This window comes from Kribbella sp. NPDC051586 (assembly GCF_044453965.1).
Lineage (GTDB): Bacteria > Actinomycetota > Actinomycetes > Propionibacteriales > Kribbellaceae > Kribbella.
Genome location: NZ_JBITDF010000003.1, coordinates 82741 through 102293, shown reverse-complemented (window position 1 = coordinate 102293; position 19553 = coordinate 82741). Strand labels below are relative to the sequence as shown.

16 protein-coding genes are annotated in these 19553 nt (G+C 69.1%); 2 read left to right on the top strand and 14 right to left on the bottom strand.

The genetic code is table 11. The features are described 5' to 3' along the window. Window positions 1–39: 39 nt before the first annotated feature. The 8 genes from ACIA58_RS19410 to ACIA58_RS19375 all read right to left on the bottom strand — a co-directional run bounded on the left by ACIA58_RS19410 (window position 40) and on the right by ACIA58_RS19375 (window position 9782). A complete protein-coding gene (locus ACIA58_RS19410; protein ID WP_396405095.1) occupies window positions 40–1272 on the bottom strand; it encodes an RNA polymerase sigma factor in 1233 nt (410 codons plus the stop codon). A 126-nt stretch (window positions 1273–1398) separates the two neighbouring features. Further along, window positions 1399–1806: a TIGR03668 family PPOX class F420-dependent oxidoreductase gene (locus tag ACIA58_RS19405; protein WP_396405094.1), complete on the bottom strand. Its 408-nt coding sequence runs from the start codon at window positions 1804–1806 to the stop codon at window positions 1399–1401. A gap of 164 nt (window positions 1807–1970) precedes the next feature. Then, entirely contained in the window at window positions 1971–3563 is a 1593-nt protein-coding gene (locus tag ACIA58_RS19400) for a phytoene desaturase family protein (RefSeq protein ID WP_396405093.1), read from the bottom strand. A gap of 9 nt (window positions 3564–3572) precedes the next feature. Further along, the gene (locus ACIA58_RS19395) at window positions 3573–4400 is read right to left on the bottom strand and encodes an HpcH/HpaI aldolase/citrate lyase family protein (RefSeq protein ID WP_396405092.1); all 828 of its coding nucleotides are present in this window, start codon (window positions 4398–4400) and stop codon (window positions 3573–3575) included. 25 nt (window positions 4401–4425) lie between these two features. After that, a complete protein-coding gene (locus ACIA58_RS19390) occupies window positions 4426–5613 on the bottom strand; it encodes a CaiB/BaiF CoA transferase family protein (protein WP_396405091.1) in 1188 nt (395 codons plus the stop codon). Next, window positions 5610–7598 carry an SUMF1/EgtB/PvdO family nonheme iron enzyme gene (locus tag ACIA58_RS19385; protein WP_396405090.1) on the bottom strand — a complete coding sequence of 663 codons (1989 nt, stop codon included), beginning with the start codon at window positions 7596–7598 and terminating at the stop codon, window positions 5610–5612. The genes ACIA58_RS19390 and ACIA58_RS19385 overlap by 4 nt, the downstream gene beginning before the upstream one ends. Next, window positions 7595–8494: a ribokinase gene (locus tag ACIA58_RS19380; RefSeq protein WP_396405089.1), complete on the bottom strand. Its 900-nt coding sequence runs from the start codon at window positions 8492–8494 to the stop codon at window positions 7595–7597. The genes ACIA58_RS19385 and ACIA58_RS19380 overlap by 4 nt, the downstream gene beginning before the upstream one ends. Beyond that, on the bottom strand, window positions 8484–9782 hold the full coding sequence (locus tag ACIA58_RS19375) for an ADP-ribosylglycohydrolase family protein (protein ID WP_396405088.1): 1299 nt from the start codon (window positions 9780–9782) through the stop codon (window positions 8484–8486). Before ACIA58_RS19375 ends, ACIA58_RS19380 begins: the two co-directional genes overlap by 11 nt. 80 nt (window positions 9783–9862) lie before the next feature. Between ACIA58_RS19375 and ACIA58_RS19370 the strand changes: the two genes are divergently transcribed. Together ACIA58_RS19370 and ACIA58_RS19365 are read left to right on the top strand one after the other, a co-directional pair. Further along, on the top strand, window positions 9863–11443 hold the full coding sequence (locus tag ACIA58_RS19370; protein WP_396405087.1) for an alkaline phosphatase D family protein: 1581 nt from the start codon (window positions 9863–9865) through the stop codon (window positions 11441–11443). Window positions 11444–11455: 12 nt separating this feature from the next. Continuing rightward, window positions 11456–12265, top strand: a complete 810-nt coding sequence (locus ACIA58_RS19365; RefSeq protein ID WP_396405086.1) for a hypothetical protein — start codon at window positions 11456–11458, stop codon at window positions 12263–12265. A 3-nt stretch (window positions 12266–12268) separates the two neighbouring features. Here the strand turns inward: ACIA58_RS19365 and ACIA58_RS19360 are convergent, their stop codons facing one another. The 6 genes from ACIA58_RS19360 to ACIA58_RS19335 all read right to left on the bottom strand — a co-directional run bounded on the left by ACIA58_RS19360 (window position 12269) and on the right by ACIA58_RS19335 (window position 19409). After that, window positions 12269–13405, bottom strand: coding sequence for an ADP-ribosylglycohydrolase family protein (locus ACIA58_RS19360; protein WP_396405085.1), 1137 nt, complete (start codon window positions 13403–13405; stop codon window positions 12269–12271). Continuing rightward, the gene (locus ACIA58_RS19355; protein ID WP_396405084.1) at window positions 13402–14685 is read right to left on the bottom strand and encodes an ABC transporter substrate-binding protein; all 1284 of its coding nucleotides are present in this window, start codon (window positions 14683–14685) and stop codon (window positions 13402–13404) included. Before ACIA58_RS19355 ends, ACIA58_RS19360 begins: the two co-directional genes overlap by 4 nt. A gap of 46 nt (window positions 14686–14731) precedes the next feature. Continuing rightward, on the bottom strand, window positions 14732–15565 hold the full coding sequence (locus ACIA58_RS19350) for a carbohydrate ABC transporter permease (protein ID WP_396405083.1): 834 nt from the start codon (window positions 15563–15565) through the stop codon (window positions 14732–14734). Further along, window positions 15562–16479: a carbohydrate ABC transporter permease gene (locus tag ACIA58_RS19345; RefSeq protein WP_396405082.1), complete on the bottom strand. Its 918-nt coding sequence runs from the start codon at window positions 16477–16479 to the stop codon at window positions 15562–15564. The genes ACIA58_RS19350 and ACIA58_RS19345 overlap by 4 nt, the downstream gene beginning before the upstream one ends. Further along, window positions 16476–17468, bottom strand: coding sequence for a LacI family DNA-binding transcriptional regulator (locus ACIA58_RS19340; RefSeq protein WP_396405081.1), 993 nt, complete (start codon window positions 17466–17468; stop codon window positions 16476–16478). Before ACIA58_RS19340 ends, ACIA58_RS19345 begins: the two co-directional genes overlap by 4 nt. A 159-nt stretch (window positions 17469–17627) precedes the next feature. Beyond that, complete coding sequence (locus ACIA58_RS19335) at window positions 17628–19409, bottom strand: hypothetical protein (protein WP_396405080.1); 1782 nt, start codon at window positions 19407–19409, stop codon at window positions 17628–17630. Window positions 19410–19553 lie beyond the last annotated feature (144 nt).

Genomic DNA, 19553 nt, shown 5'->3' with positions numbered 1-19553 from the left:
CTCGAAGCCCTGCAAGACATGTCCCAACCGGTCGCCAACTCATGCCGTGATCGCGTCGGCCTTCGCCTGGAGGTAGCGCTGCTCCGGGAGGCTCGTCGTACGGCGGGCCGCCGCGAGATAGAGCTCGTGCGCCTTGCTGAGGTCGCCGGCGCGCTCGTAGAGATGGGCGCGGACGGCGTCGAGGCGGTGGGTTTCGGTGACGTTCTTGTCGTCCTCGAGCGTCGCCAGCAGGTCGAGACCTGCCTGCGGGCCCTCCACCTGCGAGAGCACGATGGCGCGGTTGAGCGTCACCATCGGGTTCGGGGCGAGCTTCTCCAACACCAGGTACAACGAGAGGATCTGGCGCCAGTCGGTCTCGTCCGCGCTCGGGGCCTCCGCGTGGACGGCGGCGATCGCTGCCTGCAACTGGTACGGGCCGACCGTGCCGCGCTGCAGCGTGTGCAGGATGAGGTCGGCTCCCTCCGTGATCTGCGCGCGGTCCCACAACGACCTGTCCTGCTCGTCGATCGGCATCAGACCGCCGTCCGCGGTCGTCCGCGCCAGCCGGCGCGAGTCGGTGAGCAACATCAACGCCAGTAGGCCGGCGGTCTCGCCGTCGTCCGGCAGCGCTGTACGCAGCATCCGCCCGAGCCGGATCGCCTCCGCGGTCAGCTCGACCCGCTGCAACTCCTCCCCCGAGCTCGCCGTGTAGCCCTCGTTGAAGATCAGGTACAGCACCTGCAGTACGACGCGCAGCCGCTCGGCCCGCTCCGATTCCGGCGGCATCGCGAACCGGCTGCCCGCGGCCTTGATGCTCTTCTTCGCGCGGCTGATCCGCGGCGCCATCGTTGCCTCCGGCACCATGAACGCGGCCGCGATCTCGGCCGTCGTCAGACCGCCGACCGCCCGCAACGTCAACGCGACCTGCGAGGCCGGGGTGATCGCCGGATGGCAGCACAGGAACAGCAACGTCAACGTGTCATCGGTGTCCGGAGCATCGTCGACATCCGCGCCCGGGGCAACCAACTCCTCCGGCCCGGCCATCGCGGCCACGCTGTCCTCGCGCCGCCGCCGCGCACTCTCGCTCCGGAAGGCGTCCGTCAGCCGCCGCGTCGCAACGGTGATCAACCACCCCCGCGGATTCGCCGGTACGCCGTCCACCGGCCACTGCGTCGCCGCCGCCAGCAAGGCCTCCTGCACGGCGTCCTCACACAGGTCGAACTGCCCGTGCCGCCGAGCCAAGAACCCCAACACCTGCGGCGCGAGCTCCCTCAACAGCCCCTCCACGTTCACCCCGCCGAGCCTACGCGCCACGCGGCGTACAACTCGACAGGACGTATACGTCCACTGAACCGGATCAGCTGCTCCGCTGAGCCAGAGCGTGGCCGGGACGAGCGGACACCTCCTGTCGAGCTGCCGTCAGCCGAACGACCAGCCCGACCATCCGTCGACCCGGATCGCGATCACCGGTCCACGCGGCGGGTCGGCCTCGTACTGCGGGTACTTCGCTACCAGCAACGCGACCGCTGCCGGGTCGGTGGACACCACGCGCGCGACGCCGTCCACCCGGACCCACCACAGATGCGTCCAGTCCTCGTCGTACTCGTCGACCAGCACCGCGACCCGCTCGTTGGCAGCAATGTTCCGCAGCCGCTTCAACGCGGTCGTCGTCTTCGGCTTCTGATCAACCGCGATGAACAACTCGTCCCCGTGAACGGCGTACGTGACCGGCACCAGATGCGGCCGCAGATCAGCCCCGACAGTGGCCAGCCGCCCCACCCGGGCCGCCGCCACCCGAGCCCGGCACCCACCCTCATCAAGTCTCACACCCCGACCATAACCACCCGCCCCCTCCGCAAAGCCCGCGCCGATAACGGGTTGTGTGGTCGCTGGCGCGTTGTAGCACTCCACCAGCCAAACAACCCGTCATCCGGGCCCCGATCACCGCGAGACGGAGGGGGCGGATCGGAGGGGGTACGGGCGGCGTGTGGTTAGCGTTGGAGGTGGCGGAGGGCTGCGGTGGGGAGGGTGCGGGTGATCGGGCCCAGGAGGGAGGCGTCGCGGATGGCGGTGCGGGCGGCGAGGTGGCCGCAGGCGCCGTGGACGCCGCCACCGGGGTGGATGGCGGAGCTGCCGAGGTAGAGACCGGTGACGAACGTCCGGGCGCTGCCGAGGCCGATGGTCGGACGGAAGACGAGTTGCTGGTGCAGCTGCATCGTGCCGCCGCCCAGCGCGCCGAACCCGAGCGCCGCGTTACCCGACTCCAGTGCCGACGGGCGCTGCAGATCGCGGCCGATGACCAGGTCGCCGAAGCCCGGCGCGAACCGCTCGATCGCACGCTCCATCCGGCCGGCCAGCTTCTCCGCGGCCGCGTCCTCGGCGATCCCGCGCGGCAGGTGCGAGTACGCCCAGACCGCCTCGGTACCCTCCGGCGACCGCGACGGGTCCGACTTCGTGGTCTGCCCGATCAGCAGGAACGGCTGCGCCGGCACCCGCCCGGTGTCGAGATCCGCGGACACGTGCACCAGGTCGTCCGCCGTCCCGCCGAGGTGGACGACGCCGGCCGACCGCGCCTCGGGCGACTTCCACGGGATCGGTCCGCTGAGCCGGAAGTTCAGCTTGACCGTCGGGTAGTCCCACTCGAACCGCTCGTCCAGATCACGCCGCAGCCCCGCCGGAATGAGTGCCTCCGGCAACAATTCGCCGTACAGCGCCGGGGCGGAGGTGTCCGCGACGACGGCACGCGCCACCGAGACGGTCTCGCCGGAGGCCGTGTGTACGGCGCTCACCCGGCCGGCGGACACCTCGATGCTCGTCACCGGCGTACCGGAGACGAGCAGCGCGCCCGACCGCTCGGCTCGTCGCACCATCGCGTTGGAGAACGCCGACGATCCGCCGACCGCGACCGGGTAGCCGACGTCCTGCGCCATCATCGCGAGCAGCCAGCCCATCGTCCCGCTGACACTGCCCGACAACGGCGCGTCGGCGTGCAGCGCGTTCCCGGCCATGATCGCCGGCCCCTGTCGCCCGGCGAACAACTCCTGCCCCATCCGGTGCATCGGCATCGCCATGAACCGCGCGAACCGCATCAGCTCCCCGACCGAGCCGAGCTTCCGCGCCAGCTGCACGCCCGGTCCGACCGGCGGCCAGGTCGTGAGCAGCGCGTTGAGCAGCGGCTCCCGGATCGACACGTACTGCTGGTACAGCTGCAGCCAGGCCTCGCCGTCACCGGGGTGATCGGCGCCGAGCGACTTCGCGGTGTCCTCGGGATCCGGATGGATCGCCGCCGCGGCGCCGTCCTCGTCGAGCAGATGCACCAGCGGCAGCGGCGCGTTCGACCATTTCAGGCCGAACTTCTCCAGCCCCAGCGCGCGGATCACCGGCGAACCGACCCCGAGCGGATAGTTCGAACTGAAACGATCACTGATCCAGCCGCCGTCCTCGGTCGACCGGACCGCGCCGCCGAACGTGTCGGCGGCCTCCAGCACCAGGACGTCCCAGCCCGCGTCGGCAAGCGTGATCGCGCTCACCAGCCCGTTCGGCCCCGAACCGATCACTACGGCATCAACACTGCGCGGCAGCATGCTTCGAGACTAACTTGACCGGGACGAGATCTCCCGCATCAGGGTGGTGACCTCGCGGGCGCGCCCGATCATGGCCGGGTCGACCATCCGGCCGTCGGGCAGGACGATCACGCCGCCGGCGGAGACGCCCGCCTTCTCAACCGCCTCCAACAGCGCCTCCGCTTCGGCCACCTGAACGGCGGTCGGCGTGAAGGCCTCGACGATCGTCGACAGCTGGCGCGGATGGATCGCCGTACGGCCGACGAAGCCGAGCATCCGCCCTTCCAGGGAGGTACGCCGAAGGCCGTCGAAGTCATCGACCCGCGGGTACACCGACATCATCGGCGCGCCCAGCCCCGCCGCCCTGGACGCCGACACGAGCCGGCCGCGCGACCAGGCCAGTCCGGCCGTGTCGTCGACGCCCAGCGCACTGGACAGATCCGCCTCTCCGAGCGCGACCGAGACGACCCGCGGATCGGCGGTCGCGATCTCGAACGCCCGCTCGACGCCGAGCGGCGACTCGATCAGCGCCGTGATCCTTGCCGACGGCACCTTCTGCAGCACGGCGCGGACGTCGGCCGCGCTCTCCACCTTGGGCAGCCGGATCCGCACCCCGGGTACGGCGGAGATCGCGGCCAGGTCGTCCTCGATCCAGGGCGACCCGAGCGCGTTCACGCGGATCTCGACCGGGCCGTGCGGATTCCCCGCGATCCAGGCGACCGCCCAGCCGCGGGCGTCCGCCTTGGCGTCGACCGGTACCGCGTCCTCCAGGTCGAACACCACCAGATCGGGGCCCGCGGCAACAGCTTTCGCGAACCGGTCCGGCCGGTTGGCCGGAACATACAGTGCCGTCAGCACCTTGAACGCCCCCTCCAGGCGACTACTACACGACTCCGGCGGCTCGCAAAGCCGCGAGTTGGTCCGGGGTAACGCCGATGTCCGCGAGCACATCGTCGGTGTTCGCGCCGTGTGGCCCGCCGGCCCATCGGATCGACCCCGGCGACTCCGACAGCCGGAACAGGACGTTCTGCATCTGCACAGGCCCGCCGAGCTCGTCGTCGTCCACGCTGACGATCGTCCCGAGCGCGGCGTACTGCGGATCGCTCATGATTCCGCGGATGTTGTGCACCGGACCGACGGCGGCCTCGGCCTTCTCGAACTCGGCCATCACCTCGTCCAACGGCCGCTCCGCGATCCACGAACCGACGGCGTCGTCCAGTTCGTCGGCGTGCTCGGCCCGCTCCCGCCCGGTCGCGAACCACGGCTGCGCGACGAGATCGGGCCGACCGACCAGCGTCACCACCCGCTCGGCGATGCTCTGGGAGCTCGTCGACACCGCGACCCAGCGCCCGTCCGCGGTCTTGTACACGTTCCGCGGGGCGTTGTTCGACGAGCGGTTCCCCAGCCGGGGCTGGACGTACCCGGTCTGCTGGTACGCCGTGATGCCGCCGCCGAGCATCATCAGGATCGGCTCGATGATCGCCATGTCGATCACCTGACCCGCCCCGGACCGATCCCGCTCGCGCAGCGCGACCAGCACGGCGTACGCCGTGGCGAGCGCGGTGATCCCGTCCGCGAGGCCGAAGGGCGGCAGCGTCGGCGGCCCGTCCGGCTCACCGGTCACCGCTGCGAATCCGCTCATCGCCTCGGCCAGCGACCCGAACCCGGGCCGCCGTGACCACGGTCCGACCTGCCCGAACGCCGTCACCCGCGCGATCACGAGCCGCGGGTTCGCCGCGAGCAACACATCCGGTCCGAGACCCCAGCGCTCCAGCGTCCCCGGCCGGAAGTTCTCGACGAGCACGTCGTTGCGTTTCACCAGCTCGAGGAACACGTCCCGCCCGCGCGACAGGTCGAGCGTCGCGAGCCGCTTGTTCCGGCCGAGGGTCTTGAACCACAGCCCGACGCCGTCCTTCGACGCGCCGTGGGTCCGCGCGGCGTCCGGGCGGGACGGATGCTCGATCTTCGTCACGTCGGCGCCGAAGTCACCGAGGAAGGTCGCCGCCAGCGGTCCCGCGAACAGCGTCGCCGCCTCGAGCACCTTCACCCCGTCAAGAGGAGCAGACCTCATCCCGCACACCTGAAGCCGATGGTCTCCGAGCGATCGAGACCACCACCGGTCAGCACCAGCTTGAAGCTGACCTCCGGCGCCTGCGGTCCGCCGTCGGCGTACCAATCGGAGCCCTCGGCAACATAGTGCGAACCGCCCTTGAGAATGCAGAACCGGCTGCGGCCGTCGCGGTACTCGCTCTCGGTCAGGTTCCACACGATCGGCTCCAGCCGGCCGAATCCCTCGACCCCGGCCGCGACCTGCCATTCGTCCTCGGTCGGAAGCCTGCCACCGCGCCAGTCGGCGTACGCCCGCGCGTCCGGCAGGTCGACGTACGTCACCGGGTGATCCTCGGTGCCCGGAGCCGGAGCGCCCTCGACCCAGTGCTTCAGGAACCGATTCGCAACCACGGGCCGGTAGCCGGTCGCCGCTAGGAACTCGGAGTACTCCGCGTTGGTCACCTCACGCACCGCGACCGACACACCCGACAGCGACACGTCGCGCTTGACGGTCTGCAGGTCGTGCAACCTGGGCGGCAGCGGCTTCCACTCCTCGACGTACGGGGCGGTGTCGTACAGCCCGGTCTCGCGCCGCCGGTGCCGGACCGTCAGCGTCTGGTCCCCGGCCGGTACGGCGACCGTTGCGCCGATCGATGCGGAACCTGAAATCGTCGGCACCGCGACCAGCTCGGCCGGGCGCATCGGGAACGCGGACTCGGTCAGATGCGGCCGCGGCATGGTGCCCAGCCGGCGCGCGGTCGCCCGGCACGAAGCCCCCGCGGTGGCTCCGACCCGGATGATGCCGGCCACACCACGACCCGGGACGACCAGGTGGACGCCGTCGTCGTCGGCGGTGATCGGGACGCCCGAGGTCACGTCGTACCAGTCGCCGACCTGGTCCTCGGAGCGCAGCACGATGCCGTCGAAGTCCTCCTCGTCGCGGTTGATCAGCGTCCAGAAGGTGATGTCGGCCAGGTCGAACCGGGAGCCGTACACGCCGTGGTCGCGAGCCTTCTCCGGGATCTCCGGCGTCAGCTGGATCCAGTCGCCGTCGATCAGCACCGGCGCGAAGGCCCGCTGCGCGGCGACCATCCGGCGCAGGGTCGCGCGGTCGCGGGCGTTCCAGCCGACCCAGGCCGAGAACACCGACTCCCAGACCAGCATGCCGACGCCGTTCACCCAGGCGGACTGCAGCTCGTCGCTGTGGTCACGGTTCCAGCGGCGGGTGTGGTGCATCATGTGCCGGCGCTCGAACAGGTGCGCGCGCAGCACCCCCGGCGTGTGCGTGTCGGCGAACCACTGCGCCCAGGACAGCGCGTGGTCGCTGATCCTTGCCATCGGCAACCGTGACTCGCCCTCGAGCGCGATCGCCGGGTTCGCCTTGCGGAGCGCGCGGGTGAGGGCCGGATCGCCTTCCTTCAACGTGTCCAGGAAGACCCCGTCGACGGCGAAGTCGGTCACCAGGCTCGCGAACTCGTCGGCGTCGGACCGTGCCGACCGGCGGGTGCCGACGTCCCACGGGTTGTAGTCGAAGAACACCTTCAGGCCGAGCCGGTGCAGGTCGTCGACCAGTGCGCGCAACCCCGGCACGTCCCGATAGAAGTCGAACTGGTTGCGGTCGTCGATCCCGATCACCGGGTAGGCGTGCCAGAGCACGATCGCGTCGTGCCCGCCGAACTCGTCGGCCGCGTGCTTGACGAACTTCTCCGGCGTGAACTTCCCGCTCCGTACGTCGTAGAGCAGGTCGTCCCAGAGCCAGACCAGCGCCACCGAGTACGCCGTCTGGGTCCACTCCCGGCCCGGTTCGTCGTAGTGCGAGCCGTCGTACCGCGTCCGCTCGATAGCGCCGAACCGCCACTCGGCCAGCTTGGCGCGCCAGCGCGGCAGGTCGGACGGGTCCTCCGGTGCGCCGAGGATCTTGGCGTCGTCCAGGAAGGACAGATCGGTCCCGAGCCCCAATTCGACCCTGGTGGGCAGGTCGATGGGCCGCGGTTCGAGCGGATTCACAGGTACACCTCCGCATAACGCGCGTCGATTGCATCCCCGTGAGGCACCGAGGAGATCGCCCCCGCGCCCTGAACACTCAATGAAGCAGCAACGTTAGCGCGTCGGACCGCGTTCGTCAGGTCGCTTCCCGTGATCGAGTCGTTAGCTGACGCGGCAGCTAGCCCCGCGGCCAGCACCCCGCAGAACGTATCCCCCGCGGCAGTCGTGTCGATCACGTCGACAGGTACGCCGGGAACGACGATCTCGTCGCTGTCCCTGGTCAGGACGACCGCGCCGTCCCCACCGAGCGTGACGATCGCGGCCGGCACCTTCTTCAGCAGCGCGGACCGGTCCGGACCGCCGATCGCCTCGGCCTCGGTCTCGTTCACCACCAGGAGATCGACCTCGGCGAGCAGCTCGTCCGGGAGCTCCGCGGCCGGGGCCGCGTTGAGGATGAAATACGCCGACGCCGCGGCCGCCGCCTGCACCGTCGGCAACGGGATCTCCAATTGGGAAAGCACGATTTTCGCTTGACCGATCGCGGCCAGCGCGGCCTCGGACAGGGTCAGCTCGCCGTTCGCGCCGGGCGCGACCACGATCGAATTCTCGCCGCTGTCCTCGACCGTGATGATCGCCGTCCCGGTCGGGGCGTCGCCGGTGGTCGCCAGCGACAGATCGACACCGGCCTCGTCGAGCACCTCACGCAGCAGCGCGCCGCCGTCGTCCGCACCGAGCGCCACGACCATCGCCGTCCGCGCACCGGCCCGCGCCGCGGCGACCGCCTGGTTCGCTCCCTTACCACCCGGCCCACGGCTCATCACGCCCGCGAGAACCGTCTCGCCCGGGCGCGGGATCCGCTGGACCGGCAACACCAGATCCACGTTCGCGCTGCCTACTACTACGACCTCAGGCTGCACGCCGGGCCACCTCCACAGTCCTAGCCGCCAGTTCGTCGATCGCGATCTGGTTCATTCCCGGGAGGCTTGTGGTCACCCGGTTGTCCAGTGGTGTGGACCACTCTGCCGGAACCCCCCGCGTCGCGCCAAACACAGCACCCACCGTCGCGCCGGCCGAGTCGGTGTCCCAGCCGCCCATCACCGCACGACCGATCGCGGTAGCGAAATCCGGAGCAGTCAACGCGTACGCCGTGAGTGCGGTGTTGTTCACCGCATGTACCCAATGCAGGTCGCCGTACTCCGCGTGCAGGGCGTCGAGCGCGTCGTCGAGCTCTGCGTCCGCGAGGGTGAGCCCGAAGCGGACGGCGCGGGCGATCGCGCCCTGCCCGTTGATCACTTCGAGCCCGGAGACAGCCGCCTTGACCGGGTCGTCGAGGACGAGGGCGGCGGCGGACGTCGCGGCCACCCAGAGCGCGCCGTCGACTCCCGCGCCGGTGTGGCTGAGCCGGGCGTCGACGAGGGCCAGCCGAGCGGCCGCGGTACGGTCGCCGGGATGCGCCCAGCCGTAGGCGTCGGTCCGGATCTGGGCGCCGATCCACTCGCGGAACGGGTTCCCGACGACGGCGGCCCGGGCCGGCTCGACACCTTCGAGAAGGTTGCGGTAGGCAACACGTTCGGCGGTGAACACCCGCCCGGCCGGCAGGTCGTTCAGCCAGCTCTGCGCGACGTCCTCCGTGGTCATCCCGGGCCCGAACCGCTCCATCATCAGCAGGGCGAGGATGGCGAAGTTGATGTCGTCGTCCTCGGGCATCCCGTCGATGACCTCGCGCAGGCTGGTCTCCTTGGACCGCCGGTTCCACGGCCAGCGCCGCTGGACGTCGTCCGGCACGCCGACGGCGGTGATGTACCGGGTCAACGGCCACTGGCCCGAGCTGTCCAGGATCTCCCGGATGCCCTCCCGCGGAATCTTCTCCACCGGCTTGCCGAGCAGGTTGCCGGCGGCCCGGCCGAGCCAGGCGTTCAGCGTCCGCGCCTCGAGCTCCACCGGCCGACCGAGCGACGGCAGCTCGGGGATCTCCGGCTCGCGCCAGTCCACCGTCCGCGCGTCGAGCACGTCGAGCAGCTCACGGGCGAGAGCGCGCAGAGCCGACGGCGCGGGCTCCGCGGAGGCGCCCGAGACGGGTGCATCCGTCGTGCCGCCCGCGGCCAGCCAGCGGGCTTGGACGTCGGTGACGTCGACCCCCTCGGACCGAGCCTGGACCAGCTGGTGCGGGAGGAGGTCCTCCGGCTGCACCCAGGTCATTCTCATCGCACTCTTTCCTTCCCTTGTTGCGCCAGGCGAAACGCACACCTGGATCGTTGCGTCGACGCGGACCGATACTCCGAGCCATGCTTCGAACAGCTGTCACCCGCCGCAGCCTTCTGACCGGAACCGCGGCCGCCCTCGCTCTGGCCGGCAACCTCCCCGATCTGGTCGATCTCGTCGATGGAGCAGGGATACCAAACCGCACCGACAAAAGGCCGCTCTTCACTCTCGGCGTCGCCTCCGGCGACCCGCTGCCGGACGCCGTGGTGATCTGGACCCGCCTCGCACCCGGTCCGCTCGAACCGTTCGGCGGCATGGACGACCGCGCTGTGGACGTCGAGTGGGAGGTCGCCGAGGACGAGACGTTCCGTCGAGTGGTACGACGCGGCACGGCGCACGCCCGTCCGGAGTACGCCCACACCGTCCACGTCGACGTGCGCGGGCTGCGTCCGTGGCGGCACTACTTCTACCGCTTCCGCGCGGCGGGTCAGCTCAGTCCGACCGGCCGCACCCGCACCGCGCCGGCGCCGTCCGACGAGCCCGCGGTGACGATGGCGGTCGCGTCCTGCCAGGCCTTCTACGACGGCTTCTACACCGCGTACCAGGACGTCGTCCGCCGGGACCACGACGTCGTACTGTTCCTCGGCGACTACATCTACGAGGTCGGTGTCGGTCCGACGGCCGGCGTACGGAACCAGGCCGTCCCGGTGGACTTCGCCGGCGAGATCTTCACGCTCGACGAGTACCGGGCGCGATACGCGCTGCACAAGACCGACCCCGACCTGCAGGCCGCGCACGCCGCGGCGCCGTGGATCGTGACGCTCGACGACCACGAGGTCGAGGGCAACTGGGCCGGGTACGTGTCCGAGGACGGGCTGTCGTACGACGACTTCCTGGTACGCCGGGCCAACGGCTTCCGCGCGTACTGGGAACACATGCCGCTGCGTCTCGACCAGTCCCCCGACGGCCCGTCGATCCGCTTGCATCGTCACCTGCGCTACGGGCGCACCGCCGACCTGAGCGTCCTGGACACGCGTCAGTTCCGCGACGACCAGACGAGTACGGGAGGCTGGCTGCCGCCGGACGCAGTGTCGACCGATCCGGCCCGAACCATCACCGGCGCCGAGCAGGAACGCTGGCTGCTCGACACACTCGGCCGATCCACCAGCCGCTGGAACGTCGTCGCGCAGCAGGTTGCGATGGCTCAGCTCGACCGCAAGACCGGTCCGGACCTCGAGCTCCCGATGGACACCTGGAACGGGTACACCGCGTCCCGCGACCGGGTGCTGTCCGGTGTCCGCGATCGTGACGTGCGGAACTTCGTCGTACTCACCGGGGACCTGCACCGCAGCGTCGCGTCCGACCTGCGGGTGAACTTCGCGGACCCGTCCACGCCGGCTGTCGGGACCGAGTTCGTCACGACGTCGATCTCGTCCGGGAAGGACGGTGCCGACGCCGACGCGACCGGTCGCGCACTGCTCAGCGAGAACCCGCACGTCAAGTACCAGAACGTCCAGCGCGGCTACCTCAGTTGCCGCCTCGACCGCAGCCGGTGGACGTCGGAGTTCCGCATCGTGGACCGCGTCACCACACCCGGCGGTACGGCGTCCACCCGCGCCACCCTGGTCGTCGAGGACGGCCGTCCCGGAACCCACCTGGTCTGAACGGATACGACGATGAAACGCGCCGCTTTGCTGCTCCTGCTCGCTCCAGTCGCCCTCGTTGCCACCAGCAACGACAACCACGTCGAGATCAGCGCCACCCCGCAGCCGGTCGAGGTCGTGCCGCTGCCGTGCTTCCCGTCCGGCAAGCTCACCCTCGGCATGACCAACACCGGCCGCAAGGCCACGATCGCCGACATGCGCATCGCCGCTGACGACGCGCTCACGCTGTCCCGGCACCAGTTCTCCAGCTACCTGCCGGTCGACCAACTCGTGAAGGCTCCGCTCGAGATCACCGTGCCGCGCGGCACCGCGCCCGCGACCCACGACGTCGACCTCACCGTCGGCCGCGAACACCTGAAGGTCCCGGTCGTCATCAAACCCGTCCCGGCCCGCGACAACCTGCTGCTCGGCGAGCAGGCCGTCGCGTCCTCCACCAACGGCGACATGAAGCTGTGCGGTGGCGTCGACGGCAACACCGACTCCGCCCAGTGGGGCGCCAGCGGCTGGCACGACGCCACCAAGGGCGTCTTCCCCGACACGTACGGCGTCGACTTCGTCCAGCCGACCACGGTCGGCCGCGTCGTCGTCCAGACCCTCGACTCGGCCAAGTATCCCGCGGCCGTCATGGGCATCCGCGACTTCGACGTACAGCTGCGAAACGACGGTGTCTGGACGACCGTCGGCGAGGTCCGGGCGAACACCACGGGACGCCTGACCTTCACCTTCGATCCCCGGCCGGTCGACGCCGTCCAACTGGTGATCCACGACTCCAACGACCACGGCTACTCCCGGATCATCGAGGTCGAGGCCTACAGCTCCTGACATTCAGACCAGCGCATCCAACGCGGCCGCTCGCCGGGCCCAGCGCTCGGCGTCGGCCGCACGGATGTCCCGCACAACAGACGCCATAACGCGGCCCGGCTGCTCCAGCTCCGTCTTGCTGGCCAGCGCGATCTCGGCAGCCCAGTCATCAGGTACGCCGCTGCGCCCGCCCAATGCACCGGCAATCGCGCCTGCCATCGACGCGATCGAGTCCGCGTCGCGTCCGTAGTTGGTGCCGCCCAGCACAGCCCGGCGTACATCTCCCTCGGAGACCAGGACGAAACCGAGCGCGACCGGAAGCTCCTCGATCGCCTTCGTCCGGCTCGGGCGACGTGCGTCCATCGACAGCTCCCGATAGTTGGGACCGACCGTGTCGTAGGGCTCGATCGCCTTGCGCAGCACCGGAATCGCCTGTTCCCAGTCGGTCACCCCGTCGGCTGCCTCGACCACCGCCTCGACGGCCCTCCGAGTGCCGTCCTTGGCCAGGTCGAGCGCTGCCCCGACCGCGGACGCGGGGGTCGCCCCCGGGGTCATCGCGGCGGCGACGGCGGCCGCGAATACACCGGCCGCCTCCCGCCCGTAGCTCGACTGGTGCGCACCGGCGACGTCGAGCGCCTCGGCGTACGCACCCTCGGGATCGCCCGCGTTCGCGACCCCGACCGGCGCCATGTACATCGCCGCACCGCAGTTGACGATGTTGCCGACGCCGGCCTCCCGCGGATCGACGTGCCCGTAGTGCAGGCGGGCGACCAGCCACTTCTCGGCCAGGAACACCCGCTGCAGCAGCAACGCGTCCGCCTCGAGCTCGGGAACCCAGCGGGTCCCGTCGATCATCTTCGGCACCAGCGACTCCGCGACGGCGTACGCGTCGAGATGGGCCCGGCGCTCGTCGTACACCTCGACCAGCGCGTGCGTCATCAACGTGTCGTCGGTGATGTGCCCGTCGCCCTTGTGGTACGGCGCGATCGGGCGAGCGGTTCGCCATTCGTCGTACCACGGGCCGACGATGCCGGTCACCCAGCCGCCGTGCCGCTCCCGGATCGCCTCCGGGGTCCAGCCCTCGACGGCTCCACCGATCGCGTCGCCGACCGCGGAACCGACGAGGGCACCTACCGACTTGTCTTCCAGCAAGGAAGTCACTGGTTGACCTGACCCCATCCGTCGCTCAGTTTCTTGCCCAGGGCAGCCAGATCGGTCTTGTTCGCCAGGTACTCCTGGAGCGCCGGCGTCGCGATCTGGTCCTTCCACTTCGGGTAGTTCTCCACGCTCTGGAACGGCGCCTTGGTCAGCTCGGTGCCGCTGGCAAGCGTCTGCTGCCAGCCGTCCTTGCCGCCGGTGGTCTTCAGGATCGCGTCCCGGGCCGCCTGCGTGGTCGGGATCAGCCAGTCGCCCTGACCGACCGCGGCCAGGTTCTCGGCCTTCATGAAGTAGTCGACGAACTTCGCCGACTGCTCGATGTGCTTGCCCTCGGCCGGTACCGACAGCGTCTGCGGGTTCGCGGCCTGCTTGGTGCTGGTGCCCTTCAGCGGCGGCAGCACCTCCCACTGGAAGGTCTTCGGCGCCTCCGCGAGGATCTGCTGCGCGACATAGTTGCCGGCCACAATCATCCCGTACTTGCCGGCGTAGAAGCCAGGCAGGACGTCGGAGGCGCTCTGCGTCAGCGAGGTCGGGTCGATCGACTTGTCGTCGTACGCCATCGCGTGGATCCGCTTCGGCACCTCGAGCTCGGCGTCGCCGATCGTCGCCTTGGCGTCCTTGCCGGTGCCGTCGAAGAACTTGCCGTCGAAGTTCATGCCCAGGTTCAGCACGGTCGCGGTCGGGCTCTTCAGGCCCCAGCCGAGTCCGTACTTGCCGCCGGCCGTCAGCTTCTTCGCGTCCGCGGCCAGGTCGTCCCAGCTGAGCGAGTCACCGGTCGCGGTGATCCCGGCCTGCTTGAGCATCGCGGAGTTCGCGAGCACGACGTACGACTGCATCAGGGTCGGTGCGCCGTAGATCTTGCCGTCGTTCGAGACCGTGTCCCAGACACCCTGCGAGACGGCGTCCTTGGTCTCCTGGCTCAGGTACGGCGAGAGGTCCGCGAGGTACCCCTGGTTGATGAAGCCGGTGATGTCGGCGGACTCGTCGTGGATGATGTCCGGCGCGGTCCCGCCCTGGAACTGGGTCACCAACTGATCGTGCACCGAGTCCCAGCTGCCCTGGACATACTCGACCTGGATGTTCGGATTGGCGGCGTTCCAGTCGGCGACGATCTTCTTCGTCGCGGCCACCGTCGTCTTCTGGAAGGCGAGGCTCTGGAACTTCAGCGTCACCTTCTCGTTCGACGATCCCGAGCCACCGGAACTGTTGTCGCTGTTGCCCCCGCAAGCCGCGAGCGCCACCAGTGCGCCCGCCGCCGCCAGAGCGGTCAATGCTTTCTTCATTGCATCTCCTCAAACCCGACTACCACGTCTTTTGGTTTCTTGGTTTTCAGCCCTTGACTGCGCCGCTCAGCAGGCCGGAAGTCAACCGGCGCTGCAAGAAGGCGAAGAACACCAGGCTTGGGACAGTTGCGAGTACGGACGCGGCCGCCAGCGGGCCGAACTGCACCTGGCCCTCGGCGCCGACGAAGCGGGCGAGCACCAGCGGAAGCGTTTTGAGTTGCGGATCCTGCAGCAGAACCAGGGCGAAGAAGAACTCGTTCCACGCCGAGATGAAGGTGAACATCGCGGTTGCGATCAGACCCGGCCGGAGCAGCGGCATCACGATCGAGACGATCGTCCGCAGCCGGCTCGCGCCGTCGACCGAGGCCGCCTCCTCCAGCTCGCGCGGCACGGCGGCGACGTACCCCTGCAGCATCCACAGCGCGAACGGAAGTGACCAGACCATGTAGACGATCACCACGCCGGGGATCGTGTTCGTCAGGTGCAGCGGGCGCAGGATCATGAACAGCGGGATCACGATCAGGATCACCGGGAACACCTGGCTGACCAGGATCCAGCCGTTCGTCAGCGGCCGCAGCCGGCTGCGGAAGCGGGCCAGCGCGTACGACACCGGCAGCGCGACGATCAGCACCAGGATCGTGGTGTAGATCGAGATCTGCAGGCTGTTCCCGAGGCCGCGGACCAGGCCCTGCTCGTTCAGCGCGTCGGTGTAGTTGGAGAAGTCGACGTGCTTCGGCAGGATCGACGGCGTGACGCTGGCGAACTCCCGCGGCGACTTGAGCGAGCTGGAGATCAGCCAGAGCAGTGGGAAGCCGAGGAAGATCAGGTACGCCAGGACGGCGATGTACTGAAGAGCGCGGGTGGTGGGTCGGGTTCTCATGCTTCGCTCCTCAACCGGTTCCGCAGGTAGAAGAACAGGAACAGGATGATGATGACCACCATCACGTCCCCCATCGCCGCGGCCATACCGAAGTTCCCGTAGCGGAACGCTTCGTTGTAGGCGAACAGCATCGGCAGCATCGTCTTGCCGCCCGGGCCGCCGGCCGTCAGCACGTAGACCAGGCCGAACGAGTTGAAGTTCCAGATCATGTCCAGGCTGGTGATCGCGACGATCACGGTCCGCAGCTGCGGGAGCGTGATGTTCCAGAACTGGCTCCACGCGCCGGCGCCGTCGACCGCGGCCGCTTCGTACAGGCTGCGGTCGATGCCTTGCAGGCCGGCCAGGAGGGTCACGGTCGTCATCGGCATACCGACCCAGATGCCGACCACGATCACAGCCGGCAGCGCAGTACTGAAGCTGCCGAGGAAGTTGATGGGGTGGTCGGTGAGGTGCAGGTTCTGCAGGATCTCGTTGACCGGGCCGTTGGTCGGGTGCAGCAGCAGACGCCACATGATCGCGACGACCACCGGGGGCATCGCCCACGGGATCAGGGCGATGGTCCGGGCGACGCCGCGGAACTTGATGTCGGTGTTGAGCAGCAGGGCGAGGCCGAGCGCGGCGACGAACTGCAGGATCGTGACGGACAGGGTCCAGATCACGCCGATCCGGAACGAGTCCCAGAACAGCCCGTTGTGCAACAGCTTGCTGAAGTTGTCGAAGCCGACGAAGTTGGTCTCCACATGCAGACCCGCGCGGGCGTCGGTGAAGCCGAGCGCGATGCCGCGGATCAACGGGTAGACACTCAGGATCAGCACCGGGAGCAAGGCCGGCAGGAACAGGAGGATCGCCTCCCGGTTCTGCTTCGGCTTACCCGGCTTCTGCACCTGCGTCGGCGCGGTCAGGGTCGCCGTCACGGGGTGGACCTCCTGATGCTGAGGGACGGCTGTACGACGATGCGCCGCGGCGTCCGGTCGTTGTCCTCGATCCTTGCCAACAGCAACTCAGCCGCCCGCCGCCCCCGCTCCGCCGACCCCAGATTCACACTCGTCAACGTCGGGAAACACTGCTCGGCCAACTCACCGTCATCCATCCCCACCACCGCGACATCCCCCGGCACCTCCAACCCAACCGCAGCCAACTCATGCATCAGTCCGACCGCCAACAGGTCGTTGGCGCAGATCACCGCGTCGAACCCGGCGGCGGCGGTCAGGAGCGCGGGGGCGGCTGCTCGGCCGGCGGCGAAGGTGAAGTCGGCTGCCTCGGCGAGGGCGGCGGGCTCCAGGTCGTGGGCTTTGAGGGCGTCCGCGAAGCCTTTCGAGCGGGCGGCGCCGGGGACTGTGTCGGCGGGGCCGTTCAGGAAGGCGATTCGGTGGCGGCCCTTGGCGACAAGGTGTTCGACGGCGAGGAGGATGCCTTTGGGAGAGTTGGCGCGGACGGTGTCGACGCCGGCTTTGGCGGGGACGTTACCGGCGACGACCACCGGTACCTCGCACTCGCGGATCGACTTGACCAGGTCCTCGTCGACGCGGATCGGGCTGATCAGCAGGCCGTCGGCGTACCCTCGCGCCATCCCCCGGACCAGCGCGACCTCGTCCACCACGTCGGGCCCGGTCGTCGTCACCACCAACCGGTAACCGGCCGCGGACACGACCTCCTCGACCGCGCGCATCATCGTCACGTACACCGGGTTGCCGACATCCGCGACCGCCAGCGTCAGCTGGAAGGTCCGCCCGACCTTGAGCGAACGCGCCCGCGCATCCGGCACGTACCCGAGCTCCTGGACCGCGCGCTGCACCCGCTCGGCCATCTCCTCGGTCGCGGGCAACCCGTTCAGGACGCGCGACACCGACGCCACCGAGACCCCCGCCGCCCGGGCCACCCCAGCGATCGTCGGACGACTCACGCCGACCTCCTGTAATCGTTCTTGTAATCGTTTACAAGCCCGACACTAAGACGCCGCCCCCACCCCGTCAAGTCCACGCGACTTTGGGCACCCGCCAACCATCCAAGTCGCTCGGCAATGGTTGGTGGGTGCCCAAAGTGTCAGTGCATCAGCCGCAGGTCAACACCGCGTACTGAGTTGTGGGTTGGGGAGCACGGGGCTGGTGAGGGTTCCGCCGAAGCGGGCCAGGTCCGGCGTGCCGTACTGCGCGGTCCCGCCGAAAGCCCGCACGGTCCGGTTCGGGATCACGTTGCCGAAGTTCCACACGCACACGCGCGAACCCAGCGACGACCGGCCCAGGCTCCAGAACGGGTAGAACGCCGCACCGACCGGCTTCGCAGTACATCCTGCTCCGGTTCGGGTGTTGCAGAGGATCTCGGACGCGGCCACGTTCGTCTCGAACTGGACCGAGGGGTACGGATGGATCCCGCCGGTGAACGGCCCGAGATACTCGAACGAGGTCGGATGACCGCGTGACCCGTCCGGCCAGTCCGCCTGGTACGACGACCCGTCGAAGTCGAGATCGCCGTTCTGGAAGACATTCTCCTGGCAGCCGGCAATCGGCCACCGTTCCACCACCGCCTTGCCGTTCACGTACGTCGTCCGCGGGCCGGCGATCATGCAGTTGGCGCCGGAGAACTCACAGTTCACGCCGCTGGCGGAGTCGTTGGTCGGACACGCGGCACCGTTCTCCGTGGTCGCGTTCTGGCAGAGCCCGGTGGCCGGGTCGCACGGCCCCTCGCCGGAACCGTTGCCTTCGGCACCACCGTTGCAGACCTGGTAGACGCTCGCATCAGAGAAGCTCTGACCGTCGGCGAACGTGTCGTTGACCGGCAGCCGGCTCGAGACCGACCCGCAGGTCTCGAAGTGACCGAGCTCGTCCTGCATCAGAACGCCACCCTCGAGGGCAGCCCACGGCACCTGGTTCTGCTGCTGGGCGCTGCTGTACTCCGGGTGGAAGTCGAACGGCGTCCCGGTGCAGTCGGCGATGTTGGTGTTCATGAAGCCGTTCGCGGCACTCGCCACGATCGACCCGCTCCGACCGGTACTGAGATCGTCGATCCGGGCCAGTAGGCCGTGCGCGGTGTCGCGCATCACCACCCGCAGTGCATCGCCCTGATGCATCTTCAGGGTCTTGCTGTTGGGCGTCAGGGTCGACACGTCGGTGAGCTGCGGACTCGGCGGACCGGACGGCACCCCGTCGGTCTGCAGGTAGGAGAAGTTCACCGGCTCGATGCAGTTGTTGTTACAGGTCGCGAACCCGAAGGTGCAGGCGAGACTGTCGATGGTCAGCGCCGCGCACCATTGGCTGGCGTCGCAGCTCGGGCCGTCGATGAACGGGCCGAAACCCGGCGGGTAGAGCTGCAGTTCCATGAAGGCCGACCCGGCCGCGTTCGGGTTGTTCGTCTGCGACTCGTTGGCGTCACTGGTCGGCGTACATGGGTTCAGCGGATACGACTTCGGGTCGCACAGCGGCAGGCCGAACCACGGCGCCGGGCTCAGTTCGGCGTACTTGCTGACCTTCGGGCTGTTGACGGTCGGCTTCGCGTTCGGGTCCTTGGACAGCCGCATGAGGTAGGTGATGTCGCTCGCACTGCCCGGCCGGCTGGAGATGAACTTCACCGACGGCTCATCGTGCCCGATGTAGTGCTCGTTGTCCTCGAACCGCCAGGGGACGCCGTTGCGATCGATGGTGATCGGGTCGGTACACAACCCGCCCAGTCCGTGCTTGACGGATTTGTACTTCGGGCTGAACCCGTTGCAGTCCATCATGTTGGTCGCGTTCGGCTTGACCGTGGCCGGAGCCGCGGCCGTTGCTTGCCATCCCAGAGCCGGCATCATCGCGATCGCGAGTGTGACGACGACGGCACCTGTTCCCCACCGATAACTCGATCTGCGCATCGGCGTGCCTCCACCCCGCAGAGATGGGAGGCCCGAGGCTGGGCCGGCGACGGCTCCGGGCCCCCCTTGTGGGCCGCCGTCGGTGCAACAAGCTCAGCCCTATGCCCGGCCGTCACCCGGTGTCAAGAGTTGACTACCCGTTCT

Coding starts and splice junctions, on each gene's coding strand:
- ACIA58_RS19400 (WP_396405093.1), bottom strand. CDS start 3,563: ATGCTGCCGCGCAGTGTTGATGCCGTAGTGATCGGTTCGGGGCCGAAC.
- ACIA58_RS19390 (WP_396405091.1), bottom strand. CDS start 5,613: ATGAGGTCTGCTCCTCTTGACGGGGTGAAGGTGCTCGAGGCGGCGACG.
- ACIA58_RS19375 (WP_396405088.1), bottom strand. CDS start 9,782: ATGAGAATGACCTGGGTGCAGCCGGAGGACCTCCTCCCGCACCAGCTG.
- ACIA58_RS19370 (WP_396405087.1), top strand. CDS start 9,863: ATGCTTCGAACAGCTGTCACCCGCCGCAGCCTTCTGACCGGAACCGCG.
- ACIA58_RS19365 (WP_396405086.1), top strand. CDS start 11,456: ATGAAACGCGCCGCTTTGCTGCTCCTGCTCGCTCCAGTCGCCCTCGTT.
- ACIA58_RS19355 (WP_396405084.1), bottom strand. CDS start 14,685: ATGAAGAAAGCATTGACCGCTCTGGCGGCGGCGGGCGCACTGGTGGCG.
- ACIA58_RS19350 (WP_396405083.1), bottom strand. CDS start 15,565: ATGAGAACCCGACCCACCACCCGCGCTCTTCAGTACATCGCCGTCCTG.
- ACIA58_RS19335 (WP_396405080.1), bottom strand. CDS start 19,409: ATGCGCAGATCGAGTTATCGGTGGGGAACAGGTGCCGTCGTCGTCACA.